The organism is Streptomyces uncialis, assembly GCF_036250755.1.
In the GTDB taxonomy this organism is placed as follows: domain Bacteria; phylum Actinomycetota; class Actinomycetes; order Streptomycetales; family Streptomycetaceae; genus Streptomyces; species Streptomyces uncialis.
This window is the reverse complement of sequence record NZ_CP109583.1, coordinates 3,490,968-3,508,328: the sequence shown is the minus strand read 5'-3', so window position 1 is coordinate 3,508,328 and position 17,361 is coordinate 3,490,968. Positions and strand designations below refer to the sequence as shown.

General features: G+C 71.2%; 10 protein-coding genes. 2 read left to right on the top strand and 8 right to left on the bottom strand.

Annotation, left to right across the window (positions count from 1 at the left end):
• Window positions 1-63 precede the first annotated feature (63 nt).
• On the top strand, window positions 64-1,023 hold the full coding sequence (locus OG711_RS14265; RefSeq protein WP_329559399.1) for a LysR family transcriptional regulator: 960 nt from the start codon (window positions 64-66) through the stop codon (window positions 1,021-1,023).
• Window positions 1,024-1,090: 67 nt separating this feature from the next.
• On the opposite strand, the gene OG711_RS14260 is transcribed toward OG711_RS14265, so the two are convergent.
• The 4 genes from OG711_RS14260 to trhA all read right to left on the bottom strand — a co-directional run bounded on the left by OG711_RS14260 (window position 1,091) and on the right by trhA (window position 5,529).
• Window positions 1,091-2,419: a fibronectin type III domain-containing protein gene (locus OG711_RS14260; protein ID WP_073784449.1), complete on the bottom strand. Its 1,329-nt coding sequence runs from the start codon at window positions 2,417-2,419 to the stop codon at window positions 1,091-1,093.
• A 116-nt stretch (window positions 2,420-2,535) separates the two neighbouring features.
• A complete protein-coding gene (locus OG711_RS14255) occupies window positions 2,536-3,162 on the bottom strand; it encodes a TetR/AcrR family transcriptional regulator (RefSeq protein ID WP_266508329.1) in 627 nt (208 codons plus the stop codon).
• A gap of 4 nt (window positions 3,163-3,166) precedes the next feature.
• Window positions 3,167-4,723: a DHA2 family efflux MFS transporter permease subunit gene (locus OG711_RS14250; protein ID WP_329559398.1), complete on the bottom strand. Its 1,557-nt coding sequence runs from the start codon at window positions 4,721-4,723 to the stop codon at window positions 3,167-3,169.
• A gap of 149 nt (window positions 4,724-4,872) precedes the next feature.
• Entirely contained in the window at window positions 4,873-5,529 is a 657-nt protein-coding gene (gene trhA / locus OG711_RS14245) for a PAQR family membrane homeostasis protein TrhA (protein ID WP_073785537.1), read from the bottom strand.
• A 1,086-nt stretch (window positions 5,530-6,615) separates the two neighbouring features.
• On the opposite strand from trhA, the gene OG711_RS14240 reads away from it, so the two are divergent.
• On the top strand, window positions 6,616-8,475 hold the full coding sequence (locus OG711_RS14240; protein ID WP_187337655.1) for a phosphoenolpyruvate carboxykinase (GTP): 1,860 nt from the start codon (window positions 6,616-6,618) through the stop codon (window positions 8,473-8,475).
• Window positions 8,476-9,249: 774 nt separating this feature from the next.
• Here the strand turns inward: OG711_RS14240 and OG711_RS14235 are convergent.
• The 4 genes from OG711_RS14235 to OG711_RS14220 form a co-directional block, all read right to left on the bottom strand.
• The gene (locus OG711_RS14235) at window positions 9,250-9,732 is read right to left on the bottom strand and encodes an SCO4983 family protein (RefSeq protein WP_329559397.1); all 483 of its coding nucleotides are present in this window, start codon (window positions 9,730-9,732) and stop codon (window positions 9,250-9,252) included.
• A 103-nt stretch (window positions 9,733-9,835) separates the two neighbouring features.
• On the bottom strand, window positions 9,836-10,645 hold the full coding sequence (locus OG711_RS14230; protein ID WP_329559396.1) for a L,D-transpeptidase family protein: 810 nt from the start codon (window positions 10,643-10,645) through the stop codon (window positions 9,836-9,838).
• A gap of 130 nt (window positions 10,646-10,775) precedes the next feature.
• The gene (locus tag OG711_RS14225) at window positions 10,776-15,266 is read right to left on the bottom strand and encodes a SpaA isopeptide-forming pilin-related protein (protein ID WP_329559395.1); all 4,491 of its coding nucleotides are present in this window, start codon (window positions 15,264-15,266) and stop codon (window positions 10,776-10,778) included.
• A 181-nt stretch (window positions 15,267-15,447) separates the two neighbouring features.
• Window positions 15,448-16,659, bottom strand: a complete 1,212-nt coding sequence (locus tag OG711_RS14220) for a pyridoxal phosphate-dependent aminotransferase (RefSeq protein WP_329559394.1) — start codon at window positions 16,657-16,659, stop codon at window positions 15,448-15,450.
• Window positions 16,660-17,361: the final 702 nt, after the last annotated feature.

Here is a 17,361-nt window from a genome sequence, read left to right as displayed (position 1 = left end):
GGGCCGGACAACCGGCTCCCGGGCGAGCCACAACCACCGGTTGGGCGCCCCTACGCTCGGGCGATGGATACCGAGGCAGTACGGACGTTCGTCCGCGCGGCCGAACTCGGACAGCTGCGGCACGCGGCGGACGAGCTCGGCGTCACCCAGCAGGCCGCGTCGAAACGGATCGCGGCCCTTGAACGCGAACTCGATGTGCGGCTCTTCGACCGGACCGCCCGGGGGGTCGAGCCGACACTGGACGGCCAGGTCTTCCTCCCGCACGCCCGGAACATCGTCACGGGTGCCGATCGTGCCGTCACCGCGATCAGACCGGGCTCGCGGGCCCTGCGGATCGACGTGCTCGGCCTGCGGTCCGCGCAGGCCGTCGTCCTGCACGACTACTGGCGGTCACACCCCGGGACCGACCTCGACGTGGTGACGCTCAGGGCCGACGATCCGCGTGTGGTGGTCGCCGCCGTCGAGGCGGGCGAGCTCGACGCCGCGTTCCGCTCGGTCACCGACCCGGCCGCGCTGCCGCGCGAGGTGCGGATGATCCACGCGTTCGGCTCCCCGCTGGAACTCCTGGTCGGCCCGCGCCACCCGCTCGCCGCCGCGCGCACCCTGACCCCGGCGCAGTTGCGCAAGCACCGGATCTGGGTACCGGGCATCGTGCCGCGCAGCGAGTGGTCGGACTTCTACGACCAGCTCGCCACGGAGTTCGATCTCCGGATCGACGCCGCGGGACCGAACTTCGGCAACGAGGTGCTTCTCGACATCCTCGCTGACTCCTCGGACGTGGCCACCTTCGTGGGCTCGCGTGACCGCTACCTCTGGCCGCCCGGCCACGACCTGCGACGTATCCCGATCGTGAACCCGGCGCTCGTCTACCCGCTCTCGTTCATGCACCTGCGGGCGAACCCCCACCCCGGACTCCGCCCGGTCATCGAGCACTTCGCGACCCTGTCACCCCTCCCCGAACCGGCGTGGCTACCGTCCTGGGCCCGGGCGCCACGCCGCGACGAGGAGACTCCCCGGCCCTGACGGCCCACCGTCCCCGCTGGGAAGGGACGGCCGCGGGCCGGCCGGGACCGTGCGGAGCGGGTCCGCCTCACTCCTCGGGCAGCGGCGGCGGTTCGATCACGTCGACGTGGGAGAACGTCTCGCCGCTGTCGAAACGGGAGTTGCCCGCTTCGTCCACCGCGACCACGGCCCAGCGGACGGGCCCGCCCTGGGGATCGTAGACCTCCTGGTGGTAGCCGCGGTACGGATCGTCGTCCCACGCGTAGTGGCCGACATCGCTCCACCGTTCGTACTGCCACACCCCGTCCACGAGCAGACCGCGGTAGACGCTGTAGTGGCTGACATCGTCCTCCGGGCTCCGTGCCCAGTACAGCAGGATCTCGTAGCCGTCCATCACCCCCGTCAGTTCCTCGACGGCCGCCGGGGCCAGCCCGGTGGACGGCGCGGTACCCGGGGCAGGAGCCGACGGGGCGGACGGGTGGCCCGCACGGTCCACGGTGGTCATCGTGTACGTGTACGAGGTGCCGTGCTTGACCCCGGTGTCGATGAAGGATGTCTGACGGACGGAGACCTCGTCGACGAGTCGGCCGTTCCGGTGGATCAGGTACTTCGACAGGTCGTACGCGATCGGCGAAGTCGGCGCTTTCCATGTCAGCTTGATGCCGGTCGGGTGCGGCGCGGCCTTCAGCGTGGTGGGTGCCGAGGGCGCTTGGTCGCCGCGTGAGATGAACCTGGGCGCCGACTTCGCGGAGGCGTTGCCGCCGGCGTCCACCGCCGTCACCCAGTAGCTGTAGTCCAGGTTCTCCTTGATCGTGGTGTCACGCCACGTCGGGGAGGTCACCGTCGCCATCTTCAGTACGGGATTGCCCTCGCCGTCGTACTCCCAGCGGCGGTGCACGACATAGGACTTCGCGCCGGGCACCGTCTTCCAGGCCACCGTGATGCCCGGCTGGCTGTTCTTCGCGGTGACCCCTGAGGGCTTGCCCGGAGGCGTCCTGTCGACGCTGGTGACGGCACGGTCGGTGCTGCCCTTGGAGGTGTTGCCCGACCTGTCGTAGGCACGGATCTCGTAGTAGTAGGTGGCGCCGGTGGCGGGCGGGCTGTCGGTGTGGGACCTCGTCTTCGTGGTGACCAGCTTCGTCCAGCTGGTGCTGCCCTTGACGCGCCGGTACACCCGGTAGCCCGAGAGATCCCGCTCCCGGTTCGCGGACCAGGTCACCTTCGCCTTGCGGGTCGAGGTGCTGTACGTCGCCTTGACGCCGGTGGGAGCGGCGGGCTTGACGGTGTCACGGCCCGCCGCCGCGAAGCGGGACGTGGCGAGCGCTCCGTCGGCGGCGGCAGGGGTCGCCACGAGGAGCGGGACCACCGTGCAGGCACAGAGCACGACGGCGACGGGCACGCCTCTGTAGGGGTTCATGTGTTCCTTCGGTCCTGATGATGGGCGGCCGGGAAGAGGGCGCCGGTCATCAGGACCGTTGTGCGGGGCGCTTGGTTGTACCCTCGGCCGTCCTCTCGGGACGGCCGGTACGCGGGTCAGCCCGGCAGGCCCCCGTCGATCGTCGTCAGGGCGCGGTCCACCAGGGTCCGGATGTCGTCGCGGTAGTCGGTCTCCGCCCAGTACAGGGACGCCTCGTGCAGGGCGGCGAGGATGCTCATCGCGTAGACCCGGACCTCCAGGGTCTCCTCGTCCAGCCCCGCGCGCTCCGCGATCACCCGGCACAGCATGCGCCCGGTGACGGACATGCTCTCCAGGGTCCGGGCGCGGACCGCCGGGACCTCGGCCATCAGCCGCATCCGGACCTTCGTGGTCTCCGGCTCCGTACGCAGCGCGAGTTCCAGCGCCTGGGCGAGGATCGCGCGCAGCGACTCCAGGAACGGCTCCTCGGCCGGCCGGGCCCGCAGCACGTCCTCCAGGACGGCGTCGTACTCGTCGGTGAGCACGATGTCCTCCTTGGTGGGGAAGTACCGGAACACCGTGCTGGGGGAGACCTCCGCCGCCTCCGCGATCTGTTCGACCGTCGTCGCCTCGTACCCCTGCTCCGCGATGAGCCGGTAGGTGGCCTCCCGGATCGCGATCCGGGTCCTCAGCTTCTTGCGCTCACGGAGCCCGAGCTGTGACGGGTCCACCGGCGGGAACGACGGCTGCGTGGTGACGGACATACCCTCATTGTCGGCCATCGGACGGGTCGGCGGGGCCGCCCGGGAGGCCGCCGCCCCGCTCCGGGCGGGCCGGGAGCAGGGCGAGCGCGGCCAGCGCGGTCAGCAGCGCGGCGACCGCGCAGACGACCAGGATCACGCCCATGCCCTGGACGTACGCGGTGTCCGCCGCCGACGCGAGCCCGGGCTCGCCGAGACGTTCCGCGACGAGATGCGCGGCCACCACCGACTCCCGCGCGGTGTCCGCGTCCCCGGCCGCCAGAGCGCCCGTGGCCAGCCGGTCCGCGTAGCGGCCCGCCAGCAGCGAGCCCAGCAGCGCGATCCCGAGGGCGCTGCCCATCTGCCGTACGGTCATCAGCAGGCCCGAGCCGCTGCCCGCCCGCTCCGGCGGCAGGGTGCCCAACGCCGTGTCCATCGCCGGGACCACCGCGAAACCGAAGCCCAGTCCGGCGAGCGACATCCACAGCGCCACGAACCCGTACGCCGAGCCCGCCTCCGTACGGCTGCCGAGGAGCGCGGCGAACGACAGCACCACCAGGCCCCCGCCGATCGCCGCGCGCGGCCCGTACCGCGCCACCACCGGGGCCGACGCCTTCGCCGCGACGAGCAGTCCGCCCATCAGTGGCAGCATCCGCACCCCGGTGCCCAGCGCGTCGTTGCCGAGGACGGTCTGGAGGTACGGCGGCAGCACGAACATCAGGCCCGACAGCACGAACATGACCAGCGTCGCGGTCAGCGTGTTGAGGAGGAAGTCGCGCCGGGCGAGCAGCGTGAGGTCCAGCATCGGACGGGCCGCCTTGCGCTCGCGGAGCACCAGCGCGGTGATCAGCGCGGTGCCGCCGAGCAGGGACCCGAGGGTGGACGGGTCCGCCCAGCCCCGGTGCGGGGCCTCGATCACCGCGTACACCAGGGTGCCGAGCCCGGTCACCGTCAGCGCGGCGGAGACGGGGTCCACCCGGGGCGCGTGCGGGTCCCGGGTCTCCGGGAGCAGCAGCAGACAGGCGATGATCCCGATCAGCGCCATCGGGATGTTGATCAGGAAGACCGAGCCCCACCAGAAGTGGTCGAGGAGCCAGCCGCCGACGATCGGGCCGAGCGGCAGCCCCAGCGCGGACGCGGCCGACACCGCGGCGATGGCCTTGGTCCGCTCGTCGGGGGCGAACAGCGACGGCAGGACGGACAGGCTCAGCGGCATCACGAGAGCCGCGCCGACGCCCATCGCCGCGCGGGCCGCGACGACCGTGGCGACGTCGTCCGCGAGCGCGCCCGCCACGGAGCCCAGCAGGAAGAGCACCAGCCCCGCGATCAGCGCGCGGCGGCGTCCGAAGCGGTCGCCGAGGAGCCCGGCGGGCAGCATCAGCGCCGCGAGGACGACCACGTACGCGTCGGCCGTCCACTGCTGCTCGCCCGTGGTGGCACCGAGCTCTCCGGCGATCGTCGGCAGCGCGACATTCAGGATCGTGAGATCGAATCCGAGCACCAGCAGACACGCGACCAGGGCCCCGAGGGCCCACCAGCGGCGGGGGTCCCGCCGCATCTCCAGCTCTGAAGTGACAGCAACCATGAAGTGACAGTAACCTCTAAGTGAGAGTCGCTGTCAATTATTTGTCGGGTCGGGTCGGGTGGGGTGGGGCGGGGCAACGAAAAGGTGGCCGTGACCCTCAGGTCACGGCCACCTCGGCCGAATGTGTGTCCGCCGCCGCCCGGGGCGGTTCAGCCGTGCCGGTACGCCACCAGCGAGATGCCCACGTAGTGCACGACGAACGCGGCGAGCGTGAGCGAGTGGAAGACCTCGTGGAAGCCGAACCAGCGGGGGGAGGGGTTCGGGCGCTTGATCCCGTAGATCACACCGCCCGCGCTGTAGAGGAGCCCGCCGACGATCACCAGGACGAGGACGGCGATGCCGCCCGTGCGCAGGAAGTCCGGCAGGAAGAAGACCGCGGCCCAGCCCATCGCGATGTAACAGGGGGTGTAGAGCCAGCGGGGGGCGCCCACCCAGAACACCCGGAAGACGATCCCGGCCGCGGCCGCCGCCCAGACGCTCCACAGCAGCCACTGACCCTTCGCGCCGGGCAGGAGCAGCATGGTCAGGGGCGTGTAGGTGCCCGCGATGATCAGGAAGATGTTGGCGTGGTCGAGGCGGCGCAGGACACCGCCCGCGCGGGGGCCCCAGTCGCCCCGGTGGTACAGGGCGCTGACGCCGAACAGGAGGCAGGCCGTCAGGACGAAGATCCCGCACGCGACGCGGCCCCGGGTGGAGTCCGCGAGGGCGGTCAGGAACAGTCCGGAGACGAGGACCGCGGGGAACATGCCCGCGTGGAGCCAGCCCCGCAGCTTGGGTTTGACCTCTTCGCGCAGGACGGTGGCCATCGCTTCGATCGGGCCGTCGGCGGAGGTGTCCGCGGTGGCGGTGCCGCCCTGCGGGTCGTTCTGCGGGATGCCGGCCAAGGCGATGCCTTCCTGCGCGGTGCCTGCCGTGGCGGGGCCTTGTGGGGTGGTGACCGCCCCGGCGGTCAGCCGGGGGGCCGGGAGGACCGGGGAGTCCGGGAGTGCGTCGGGGACGGGCGCAGTCATGCCCGGCATCGTACCTACGGCCCCGTAAGTACAGTGCAAGTGGTCAGGCCCGGTCACCTTTCCGGGTGCCCGTCAGTACGGCTCGCCTTCGCTCGCGCCCCCGGGGTTCCACGCCTGCCCGTACTTGTCCCGTGCGGGTCGTCCGTGGGTGCGCAGTTCCCCGCGCCCCTGGATGCTGCCCCGCCCGGCTGTTCGTCGTGTGCGGGCGCGTCCTCGCGTTTCGCGCAGTTCCCCGCGCCCCCGGATGCTGCCCCTTCGGGTTGTCCTTCGGGTGCGGGTCCGTCCTCGTCTTCGCGCAGTTCCCCGCGCCCCTTCGGGGGCGCCCCGAGTGACCGACTTCACGTCCGCACCCCTCTACAAGGTTGACGCCCCACCCCCTCATCGGCCACCCGGAGCCGCCCCCAAAAAGCCGCGAGGAACCGCGCACCCACGAAGTACCCGCACAGGAGCAAGTCGGCCCAGGTGTGGAACCCAAGGGGCGCGAGGAACCGCGCACCCCTGAACGACCCGCGCGGGAACAGGTGCGCACAGGTATGGAACCCAAAGGGGCGCGAGGAACTGCGCACCCCCGGACGACCCGCGCGGGAAACAGGTGCGCACAGGTGTGGAACCCCGGAGGCGCAAGCGAAGGCGACCCGCAGGGACAGGCGCACCCAGCCGGGGAAGACCTCGGAAGCGCAAAGCGAAGGCGCCCCGTGGGGAGAGTCACGCCGCTCACCTGTGAGGCCCTCTGGACATATGGGCGCAACCGTCGGATGATCAAATGAGTGCGGACGGCACCGGATGAGCGCCGGGGCGCGGGCTTCTCGGCCCGCACCATGAAGCATCCGGGTCGCGGCCCCCAAGGGGCAGAAAACAACAAACCCCCATTTAGGAGCAATCGTGGCGCGCGACATCGCGGCTCCCACCACCAGCACGACCACCCGTACGGACACCGGCGTCCCCACCACCCACCAGGGCCTCATCACCTGGGTGAACGAGATCGCCGAACTGACCCAGCCCGACAAGGTCGTCTGGTGCGACGGATCGGAAGCCGAGTACGAGCGCCTGTGCGAGGAGCTCGTCGCCAAGGGCACCTTCCGCAAGCTCGACCCGGTCAAGCGTCCGAACTCCTACTACGCCGCGTCCGACCCGACGGACGTCGCCCGCGTCGAGGACCGCACCTTCATCTGCTCCGCGAAGGAGGAGGACGCGGGCCCGACCAACCACTGGAAGGCCCCCGCCGAGATGCGGGAGATCTTCCAGGGTGAGGAAGGCCGCGGCGGCATCTTCCGCGGCTCGATGCGCGGTCGCACCCTGTACGTCGTCCCGTTCTGCATGGGTCCCCTCGGCTCCCCCCTGTCCGCGCTGGGCGTGGAGCTCACCGACTCCGCGTACGTCGCCGTCGCGATGCGCACCATGACCCGGATGGGACAGCCCGTCCTCGACGAGCTCGGCTCCGACGGCTTCTTCGTCAAGGCCGTCCACACCCTCGGCGCGCCCCTCGCGCAGGGCGAGGCCGACGTCCCGTGGCCGTGCAACAGCACCAAGTACATCTCGCACTTCCCCGAGGACCGGGAGATCTGGTCGTACGGCTCCGGATACGGCGGCAACGCCCTGCTCGGCAAGAAGTGCTACGCGCTGCGCATCGCCTCCGTGATGGCCCGCGACGAAGGCTGGCTCGCGGAGCACATGCTGATCCTCAAGCTGACCCCGCCGCAGGGCGAGGCCCGCTACGTCGCCGCCGCGTTCCCCTCCGCCTGCGGCAAGACGAACCTCGCGATGCTGGAGCCCACCATCAAGGGCTGGACCGTCGAGACCATCGGCGACGACATCGCGTGGATGCGCTTCGGCGAGGACGGCCAGCTGTACGCGATCAACCCCGAGGCCGGGTTCTTCGGCGTCGCCCCCGGCACCGGTGAGCACACCAACGCCAACGCGATGAAGACCCTGTGGGGCAACTCCGTCTTCACCAATGTCGCCCTCACCGACGACAACGACATCTGGTGGGAGGGGATGACCGAGGACACCCCGGCGCACCTCACCGACTGGAAGGGCAACGACTGGACGCCGGAGTCCGGCACCCCGGCCGCCCACCCCAACGCCCGCTTCACCGTCCCCGCGGCCCAGTGCCCGACCATCGCGCCCGAGTGGGAGGACCCCAAGGGCGTCCCGATCTCCGCGATCCTCTTCGGCGGCCGCCGCGCCAGCGCGGTCCCGCTGGTGACCGAGTCGCTCGACTGGAACCACGGTGTCTTCCTCGGCGCGAACGTCGCCTCCGAGAAGACCGCCGCCGCCGAGGGCAAGGTGGGCGAGCTGCGCCGCGACCCGTTCGCGATGCTGCCGTTCTGCGGCTACAACATGGGCGACTACATGGCCCACTGGGTGAACGTCGCCAAGGACAAGGACCCGGCGAAGCTGCCGCGGATCTACTACGTCAACTGGTTCCGCAAGGACGCCGCCGGCCGCTTCGTGTGGCCCGGGTTCGGCGAGAACAGCCGGGTCCTGAAGTGGATCGTCGAGCGGCTGGACGGCACGGCGGAGGGGGTCGGTACGCCCATCGGCGTCCTGCCGACCAAGGCCGCCCTGGACACCGACGGCCTCGACCTCTCCGACGCCGACCTGGACTTCCTGCTGACGGTCGACAAGGAGGTCTGGCGCGAGGAGGCCGCGCTGGTGCCCGAGCACCTCAACACCTTCGGTGACCACACCCCGAAGGAGCTGTGGGACGAGTACCGGTCCCTGGTCCAGCGTCTCGGCTGAGGCCGTCCCGATCGGACCGGGCCTGTTCCCGACCTGACCGGGCCCGGACCCGTACCCGTCCAATGACGTACGGGTACACACAGCAAGGCCCTCGCGGGACCGTCACGACCCGCGAGGGCCTTCTGTGCGTGGGCGCGGCCCGTGGTTCCCTGTGCTGGACGTACTTGTCCCCGCGGGTCGCCTTCGCTTGCGCTTCCGAGGTCTGTCCGGGTGGACGCCCTTCGTTCCTGTGCCGTCGCTCGTGGGGTGCGCAGTTCCCCGCGCCCCTTTGGGGCGCGTTCTGTTTGTTCTTCGGGTCGGGGCCGGTCGGGATTCTCCGTCCTCGCTCCAACGCGCTCGGTCGGACGTCCCTCTTGCCGGACTGAAGAGCATCGGAGTCTGCGGGCAGAGATTCCCGCCCACCCCCTCCCGCAGCAGCGCGAGTCCGCGAGGAGGAGGGTGAACAACAACAGCAAGGGGCTGAGGCGCCCCCAAAGGGGCGTGGGGAACTGCGCAAAAGAGGAGGACCGGCCCGCACCCGAAAAGCGACCGCAAGGGGGCAGCATCCAGGGGCGCGGGGAACTGCGCACCCACGGACATACCCGCACAGGAACAAGTACGTCCAGGTGTGGAACCCCAGGGGCGCGGGGAACTGCGCACCCACGAACGGGCCGCATGGGGACAAGCTACGTCCAGGTGTGGAACCCCAGGGGCGCGGGGAACCGCGCACCCACCGAGCGACCCGCACCGGGACAAGTTCGCCCAGTACAGGAAACCCGGGACCGACGGGGACCGTCAGTGCGTCGGGGACAGCTTGTGCCGCCGGGCCCCACGCCGCGCACCGCCGGACGCCAGCTCGGGACTCCGCTCCGCGGCGGAACCCCGCACGGCGACGGCGTGCGCGTCCATCCGCTCCGCCGCGAGAATCGCCACAGTCGTGTCGGCCCGCGACGCCGCGACGACCAGCGCACGCCCCGCGAGGGCGTGCGCACGCTGATGCAGCGCCCCGAGCCCCGGTTCGTGCACGGCTCCGGCGACCGCCGCCCGGACCGGCGCACCGCCCCCGCGCAAGCGGGACACCTGCTCCGCGACCCGTTCGGCCGCCTCGTCGAGATCCGGGCCGGGGCTGAGGACACGCAGCTCGTCGGTGACGGCGAGCAGCGCGGCGAGATGCCCGGCGAGCTGGATGTCCAGCTCCTCCTCGCGCGAGCGGTGGGGGTAGTCCGCGGCGGTGCCGGTCGTGGTGTGGACCGACTTGGTGCGGATCGGCTCGTACATGGACGGCCTCCTCTGCTGTGACGAAGCCATCCTACCTTGGAACTCGTCTAAAGTTGAGCGAAGTCCCAGGAAGGGGCGTCATTCCGCCCGCCGCCGCGGATACTCAGTCCGCGGTGCCCGGTTTGGTGCCCCAGACGAAGATCGCGTCGTCGACGTCCAGCAGGTCCCACAGGTCCCGCGCGTCCGACAGCCGCAGATTCACGCACCCCGCGGAGCCGCCTCCGTCGAACAGGTCGTCGGGACGGCCGTGCAGCGCCTGGCCGCCGTCGAAGAACTGCGCGTACGGCATCGGTGCGTCGTTGTACTCGGTGGAGACATGGTCGATGTCCCGCCAGTAGATGGCGTGCCACCCGGGCCGGGTCTCCTCGTCGTCGCGCCCGGTCCGGATCGGTACGGGGTCGAAGACCACCTCTCCGTCGGTCTGCGTCCACAGGATCTGCCGGTCGAGGTCAACGCACGTCACGCTGTACGAGCGGTCGGGGCACATCCGTTCCGCGTTCGGATTGCCGCGGGCGTCCACGGCCGTCATCGTGCGGTAGGTGACGAGGTTCGCGTAGCCGTCGGCCGGGGTGATCGCCTCGGAGGTCTGGAAGGCGCGGATCGCCGCGCAGTCCTCCGGCGACTGGACCCCGTCCACGGGCCGCCTCAGATACCCCTCCAGCTCCCGCTGGTAGGGCCCGGTGGACGACACGCACTCGTCGGCCGCCGCCCGGCCGCGGTCCTCCCCGGCCCCGACGGCCGCCGGGGGCGCCACCGCGAGCAGCAGCCCCGCGCCCACCGCCACCGCCCCCGCCCGTTTCCGCGCACCCGGGGCCCTGACCGCACCACCGCCCCCGGATACCGCGCCGCCCCCGGCCGCCCCCGTACCGTCCGCCCCGCCCTGCGTGCCGCGTATGCCGCTGTCCCCGGTCATCGAATGTCTCCGTTCGTCGGGTCCTCCCAGAGGTACCAGCAGCCGTTGCCGGGCGCCGGGGGGATTGGGCCGATGCAGTGAGGCCGGGGGCCGCGTGTGCGGTCCCCGGCCTCATGGTTGTGCGGGTGGGTTACTTGCCCTTGCCGGGCTCCCCGCGCTTGTTGGCGATCTTGACCGTCACGGTCTCACCCGCGTCCTCGGGGGTGATGACGATCGGGCCGCGGACCGGGTTGTCGGGCAGGACGTAGCCCTCGGGCACGTCCGTCTCGCGCACGTAGTACGTCCCCGTCGGCAGTTCGTCGAAGACGCACAGTCCCGCGCGGTCCGTGGCGCAGCCAGGACCGGTACGGGTGTCGGGCGGGGTGGAGCCGGAGGGCCGGGTCTGGAGGCCCGGGACGCCGTTGGTCTCCTCCCACAGTTCGAAGACCGCGCCCGCGAGGGGGCGGCCGTTCTTCGCGTCGGTCTTCTCGACCTTGATGACGCTCTCCTCGGCCGGGGTGCGGCTGTTGCCGGCCGTGACCGTGACGCCCTGTCCGGCGTTCTCCGGCGTGAGGTTCAGCGGGCCGAAGACCGGGTCGGAGGGGAGGTCGTACCCGTCGGGCGCCTGGGTCTCGCGCCAGTAGTACGTACCCGTCTCGACGGTGCGGGTGCACTGGCCGTTCGCGGGGGTGGTGCAGGAGCCGCCGACCTGGGTGTCGGGGTTGCCGCCGGTGGTCTGGAGACCGGCGATGCCGTTGGTCTCCTCCCACAGCTGGAACACGGCACCCGGGAGGTTCGCCCCGGTGTCCGAGTCCTTCTTCACGACCGTGACCGCGCCGGTGGCCGGACCGGTCGGGGTGTTGTTCGCCGTGACCGTGACGCCCTGCTCCGCGTCCTCCGGCATGATGACGAGGGGACCGAAGACCGGGTTGGCCGGGAGGTCGTAGCCGGTGGGCGCCTGGGTCTCGCGCCAGTAGTAGGTGCCGACCTCGACGGTGCGGGTGCACCGGCCGCTGGCCGGGGTGGTGCAGGACGCACCGACCTGGGTGTCGGGGTCGGCGCCGGTGGTCTGGAGGCCGGGGACGCCGTTGGTCTCCTCCCACAGCTGGAACACGGCTCCGGCGAGGTTCGCGCCGGTGTTCGCGTCCTTCTTGACGACCGTGACATCACCGGTGACCGGAGCGGTCGGGGTGTTGTCCGCCGTGACGGTGATGCCGTCCTCGACGTTGTCCTCGGTCAGGTGCAGCGGGCCGAGGACCGGGTCGGCGGGGAGGTCGTACCCGGCGGGCGCCTGGGTCTCGCGCCAGTAGTACGTACCTGTCTCGACCGTGCGGGAGCAGCGGCCGTCGGCGCCGGTGGTGCAGGAGACGCCGATCTGGGTGTCGGGGACACCGCCGGTGGTCTGGAGACCCTCCTGGCCGTTGGTCTCCTCCCACAGCTCGAACACCGCGCCGGCGAGGTTCGCGCCCGTCACGGAGTCCTTCTTGACGACCGTGACCGCGCCCGTGACCGGGGCCGTCGGTGTGTTGTTCGCGGTGACGGTGACGCCGGTCGGGGCGTTCTCCGCGGTCAGGACGAGCGGTCCGAAGACCGGGTTGGCGGGGAGGTCGTACCCGGGAGGCGCCTGGGTCTCGCGCCAGTAGTACGTCCCGATCTCGACGGTGCGGGTGCACTGGCCGCTGGCCGGGGTGGTGCAGGGGCTGCCGATCTGGGTGTCGATGTCGCTGCCGGTGGTCTGGAGGCCGGGGACGCCGTTGGTCTCCTCCCACAGCTGGAACACGGCTCCGGCGAGGTTCACGCCGGTGGCCGCGTTCTTCTTGACGACGGTGACCGCGCCCATGACCGGGGCCGTTCCGCTGTTGTTCGCGGTGACGGTCACGCCTTCCGGGGCGTTCTCCGGTGTGAGGTTCAGCGGGCCGAAGACCGGGTTGGAGGGCAGTTCGTAGCCGGTGGGCGCCTGGGTCTCGCGCCAGTAGTAGGCGCCGGTCTCGACGGTGCGGGTGCACTCGCCGTCCGCGCCGGTGGTGCAGGGGGCGCCGACCTGGATGTCGGGGTTGCCGCCGGTGGTCTGGAGGCCGGGCGTGCCGTTGGTCTCCTGCCACAGTTCGAAGACGGCTCCGGCGAGGTTGGCGCCGGTGTCCGCGTCCTTCTTGACGACCGTGACCTCACCGGTGACGGGGGCGGTCGTGGAGTTGTTGGCGTTGACGGTGACGCCGGTGGGGGCGTTGGCCTCGGTCAGGACGAGCGGGCCGAAGACGGGGTTGGCCGGGAGGTCGTAGCCGTCGGGGGCGCGGGTCTCGCGCCAGTAGTAGGTGCCGAGGTCGACGGTGCGGGTGCACTGGCCGTTGGCGGGGGTGGTGCAGGGGCTGCCGACCTGGGTGTCGGGGTCGGTGCCGGAGGTCTGGAGGCCGGGGATGCCGTTGGTCTCCTCCCACAGCTGGAACACCGCGCCCGCGAGGGGTGCCTGGGTGGTGGAGTCCTGCTTGACGACGGTGACCGTGCCGGTGACCGGGGCGGTCGGGCTGTTGTTCGCGGTGACGGTGACACCCTGTTCGGCGTTCTCGTCGGTCAGCGCGAGCGGGCCGAACACCGGGTTGGTCGGCAGTTCGTACCCGGGCGGTGCCTGGATCTCGCGCCAGTAGTACGTGCCGGTCTCGACGTCGCGGGTGCACTCGCCGTTCGCGCCCGTGGTGCAGGACGCGCCCACCTGGACGTCGGGGTTGCCGCCGGTGGTCTGGAGACCGGCGATGCCGTTGGTCTCCTGCCACAGCTGGAACACGGCACCCGCGAGGTTCGCGCCGGTGTCCGAGTCCTTCTTCACCACGGTGACCGCACCCGTGACCGGGGCTGTCGCCGTGTTGTTCGCGGTGACGGTCACGCCGGTCGGGGCGTTCTGGTCGGTGAGCACCAGCGGCCCGAAGACCGGGTTGCCGGGCAGGTCGTACCCGGCGGGCGCCTGGGTCTCGCGCCAGTAGTACGTACCCGCCTCGACGGTCCGGCTGCACCGGCCGTCGGCCGGGGTGACGCAGGAGTTGCCGATCTGGGTGTCGGGGTCACCGCCCGTGGTCTGGAGACCGGGGACGCCGTTGGTCTCCTCCCACAGCTGGAACGTCGCACCCGCGAGCGGGGCCTGGGTCACGGAGTCCTGCTTGAGGACCGACACCGCGCCCGTGACCGGGATACGGGTGTCCTGGGCGGTGATGCTCACCCCGTCCGGCAGATCACCGGCGCCCAGGGTCAGCGGGCCGAAGACCGGGTTCGCCGGGAGGTCGTACCCCGGTGGTGCCTGCGTCTCACGCCAGTAGTACGTCCCGAGGTCGACGGTGCGGGTGCACTCGCCGTTGGCGTCGGTGGTGCAGGTGGCGCCCACCTGGGTGTCGGGGTCGGCGCCGGTGGTCTGGAGACCGGTCTGGCCGTTGGTCTCCTGCCACAGCTCGAACACGGCGCCGGGCAGGTTGTCACCCGTCGCCGCGTCCTCCTTGACGACCTTCACCGGCCCCTGCACGGGGGCCACGGTGCAGTCGGGAAGGTTCGTCGCGTTGAACGGGTAGGCGTGGAACTCCTGACCGCCACCGCCGCCCGGCGGGCTGGTGTGGGTGATGGTGCCGGTGCTGAAGAAGCGGCCGTTGACACCCGGCAGGGTGACCGTCGCCTGCGACGCCTGGTTGCCGATCAGCACACTGCCCTGGAACTGGCCGGTACCGGCCAGGTTCACGGTGGTGGCGTCCGGGAAGTTCCACAGCAGCCGCGAGCGCAGCTGGTTGAGCGGGTCCGTGTCGAACGGGCTGCCGCTGTAGGTGCTCAGCGTGCGGGTGGTGCCCAGCACGTTGACCAGCACGGTCGCGTTCGCGGGGATGTTCTGGAAGACCAGCCCCTGCTGGCCGCCGCTCGCCGTCGTCATGTCGAAGTCGACGTTGAAGATCTGGAGCGCGGAGGTGTTGTCGCCGGTGAAGACGGTCTGACCGCCCTGGTTCACCGCCGTGCCCGTCGCGGGCCGGGTCCCCTGGTCGTCACGCGCGTAGCACTGGCTCGCGGTCGTGAGCTCACCGCGCAGCGCGGTGTAGGGGGCGGCGGCGTTCGGGTCCTGGACCACGGTCCCGGTGATCGTGCCGGTCGCGGTGCCCGCGTGCCGGACCACTCCGCCGTCGGCGAGGAGCCGTTCCCCGGCGGCCACGGTGACGTCGCCGCCCGTGGTGAGGAAGTCGGCCCCGTCGGACGGCGGCACCCGGGAGCCCACACCGACGATGCCGACGTTGTAGATGGCGCTGGCGCCGGCCACCTTGTCCTGGTCGAAGTCGCCGAGGACGACGACCCGGCCCTCGGCCTCGGCGGCCCGTTCCCGGACCCGGAAGTCCCCGCCCGCGAAGACGTTGATCGCGTTGTCCCGGCCCATGATCGGACCGTTGCTGATCGGCGGGAACGGGTCGGGACAGTCGCCCGGCACACAGGGGCCGAGGCCCCCGGGCAGGGGCGCGGCGACGGCCGGGGCGGCGGCGGTGCCGAACGCGATCAGCGGTGCGGACGCGGCGGCCACGACATAGGCGGTGGCCAGGGTCCACGCGCGTCTGCGTGTGGACCGCGGGGCTGCCGGTCGCGGCCGGTCGGGGCCGCGTCCCGGCAACCGGGAAAGGAGTGGTCTCATACCCGCCGTTGTCGCACGCGCGCGGGAGACCGACCGGGCGGGACACTCGGCCCTGCCCGTTTGCCGTACGGCGAATCACCCGTGTGCTGCCACGGATGCCCGCCGGGACGGTTTGCGCCCCGGTTCCCGGCCGGGGGCCGGGGCCGGTGCGGGACCCGCGTCAGGAGCGGTACCGGATCTGTCAGGGCTGGCTGTAGCCGTCCAGGAAGTTGCCGATCCGGGTGACGGCCTCGGTGAGCTGGGCGACCGTGGGCAGGGTGACCACCCGGAAGTGATCGGGCTCCGGCCAGTTGAAGCCCGTGCCCTGGACGACCATGATCTTCTCGCGGCGAAGCAGATCGAGGACCATCCGCCGGTCATCCTTGATCTTGAACACCTTGGGGTCCAGCCGGGGGAACAGGTACAGCGCGCCCTTGGGCTTCACACAGCTCACCCCGGGGATCCGGGTGAGCAGCTCGTACGCGGTGTCCCGCTGTTCCTTCAGCCGCCCGCCGGGCAGCACCAGGTCGTCGATCGTCTGGCGTCCGCCGAGGGCCGCGACGACCCCGTGCTGACCGGGCATGTTCGCGCACAGCCGCATGTTCGCCAGTATCGTCAGCCCCTCGATGTACGAGTCGGCGTGCGCGCGGGGCCCGGAGATCGCCATCCAGCCGACCCGGTACCCGGCGACCCGGTACGCCTTCGACATCCCGTTGAACGTGAGGGTCAGCAGGTCCGGGGCGATCGCGGCGGTCGCGGTGTGGGTGGCGTCGTCGTAGAGGATCTTGTCGTAGATCTCGTCCGAGCAGACCAGGAGGTTGTGGCGGCGGGCGATGTCGGTCAGCCCGCGCAGCATCTCGTCGTCGTAGACGGCCCCGGTCGGATTGTTCGGGTTGATGATCACGATCGCCTTGGTGCGGTCGGTGACCTTCCGCTCGATGTCGGCGAGGTCCGGCATCCAGTCGGACTGCTCGTCGCAGCGGTAGTGGACGGCGGTGCCGCCGGACAGCGACACGGCGGCGGTCCACAGGGGGTAGTCCGGCGCGGGGACGAGGACCTCGTCGCCGTTGTCCAGCAGGCCCTGCATCGCCATCACGATCAGCTCGGACACACCGTTGCCGACGAAGACGTGCTCGACGTCCGTCTCGATGCCGAGGGTCTGGTTGTGCATGACGACCGCGCGGCGGGCGGCGAGGAGGCCCTTGGCGTCGCCGTAGCCGTGGGCGTCGCCCAGATTGCGGAGGATGTCCTCCAGGATCTCCGGGGGGCAGTCGAAACCGAACGCCGCGGGGTTGCCCGTGTTGAGCTTGAGGATGCGGTGGCCCGCTGCTTCCAGCCGCATCGCCTCTTCGAGGACCGGGCCCCGGATCTCGTAACAGACATTGGCGAGCTTCGTCGACTGAATCACCTGCATGCGGGTCACCTTACGGTGAGGTCGCGAGGTGGGGGCTGTGTTTTGCAGCACGGGGCGCCTTCGCTTGCGCTTCTGAGGTCTGTCCGGTTGGGAGTACTTCGTTCCTGTGCGGTCGTTCGTGGGGTGCGCAGTTCCCCGCGGGTCGCCTTCGCTTGCGCTTCCTAGGTTCGTCCGGCTGGACGCCCTTCGTTCCTGTGCGGGTCGGACGGGGGTGCGCAGTTCCCCGCGCCCCTGGGTACTCGGTGCTGGCGTACTTGTTGCCTGTGCCGTCGCTCGTGGGTTTTGCGCCGTTCCCCGCGCCCCTTTGGGGGCGCCTCAGCCGCCTGGGGTTGCTTTTCACCCTTCTCCTCGTGCAGGCGCACGGCTGCGGGAGGGGGTGGGCGGGAATCTCTGCTCGCAGACTCCGATGCTTCAGTGGGGTCACCTTCCTGGACCTACCGAGCGTGTCGGATCGAGGACGGAGAATCCCGACCGGCACCGACCCGAAGAACCGGCAGGGGGCGCCCCAAAGGGGCGCGGGGAACTGCGCACCCCGCGAGCGACGGCACAGGGACAAGTGGGCCCAGCCGGACGGACCTGGGGAGCGCGAGCGAAGGCGACCTGCGGGGAACTGCGCAAAAGACGAGGGCGGACCCGCACTCGAAGAGCGACGAACAGGGGCAGCATCCAGGGGCGCGGGGAACTGCGCACCCCACGAGCGAC

Coding starts and splice junctions, on each gene's coding strand:
- OG711_RS14265 (WP_329559399.1), top strand. CDS start 64: ATGGATACCGAGGCAGTACGGACGTTCGTCCGCGCGGCCGAACTCGGA.
- OG711_RS14260 (WP_073784449.1), bottom strand. CDS start 2,419: ATGAACCCCTACAGAGGCGTGCCCGTCGCCGTCGTGCTCTGTGCCTGC.
- OG711_RS14255 (WP_266508329.1), bottom strand. CDS start 3,162: ATGTCCGTCACCACGCAGCCGTCGTTCCCGCCGGTGGACCCGTCACAG.
- OG711_RS14250 (WP_329559398.1), bottom strand. CDS start 4,723: ATGGTTGCTGTCACTTCAGAGCTGGAGATGCGGCGGGACCCCCGCCGC.
- trhA (WP_073785537.1), bottom strand. CDS start 5,529: ATGGCCACCGTCCTGCGCGAAGAGGTCAAACCCAAGCTGCGGGGCTGG.
- OG711_RS14235 (WP_329559397.1), bottom strand. CDS start 9,732: ATGTACGAGCCGATCCGCACCAAGTCGGTCCACACCACGACCGGCACC.
- OG711_RS14230 (WP_329559396.1), bottom strand. CDS start 10,645: ATGACCGGGGACAGCGGCATACGCGGCACGCAGGGCGGGGCGGACGGT.
- OG711_RS14225 (WP_329559395.1), bottom strand. CDS start 15,266: ATGAGACCACTCCTTTCCCGGTTGCCGGGACGCGGCCCCGACCGGCCG.
- OG711_RS14220 (WP_329559394.1), bottom strand. CDS start 16,659: ATGCAGGTGATTCAGTCGACGAAGCTCGCCAATGTCTGTTACGAGATC.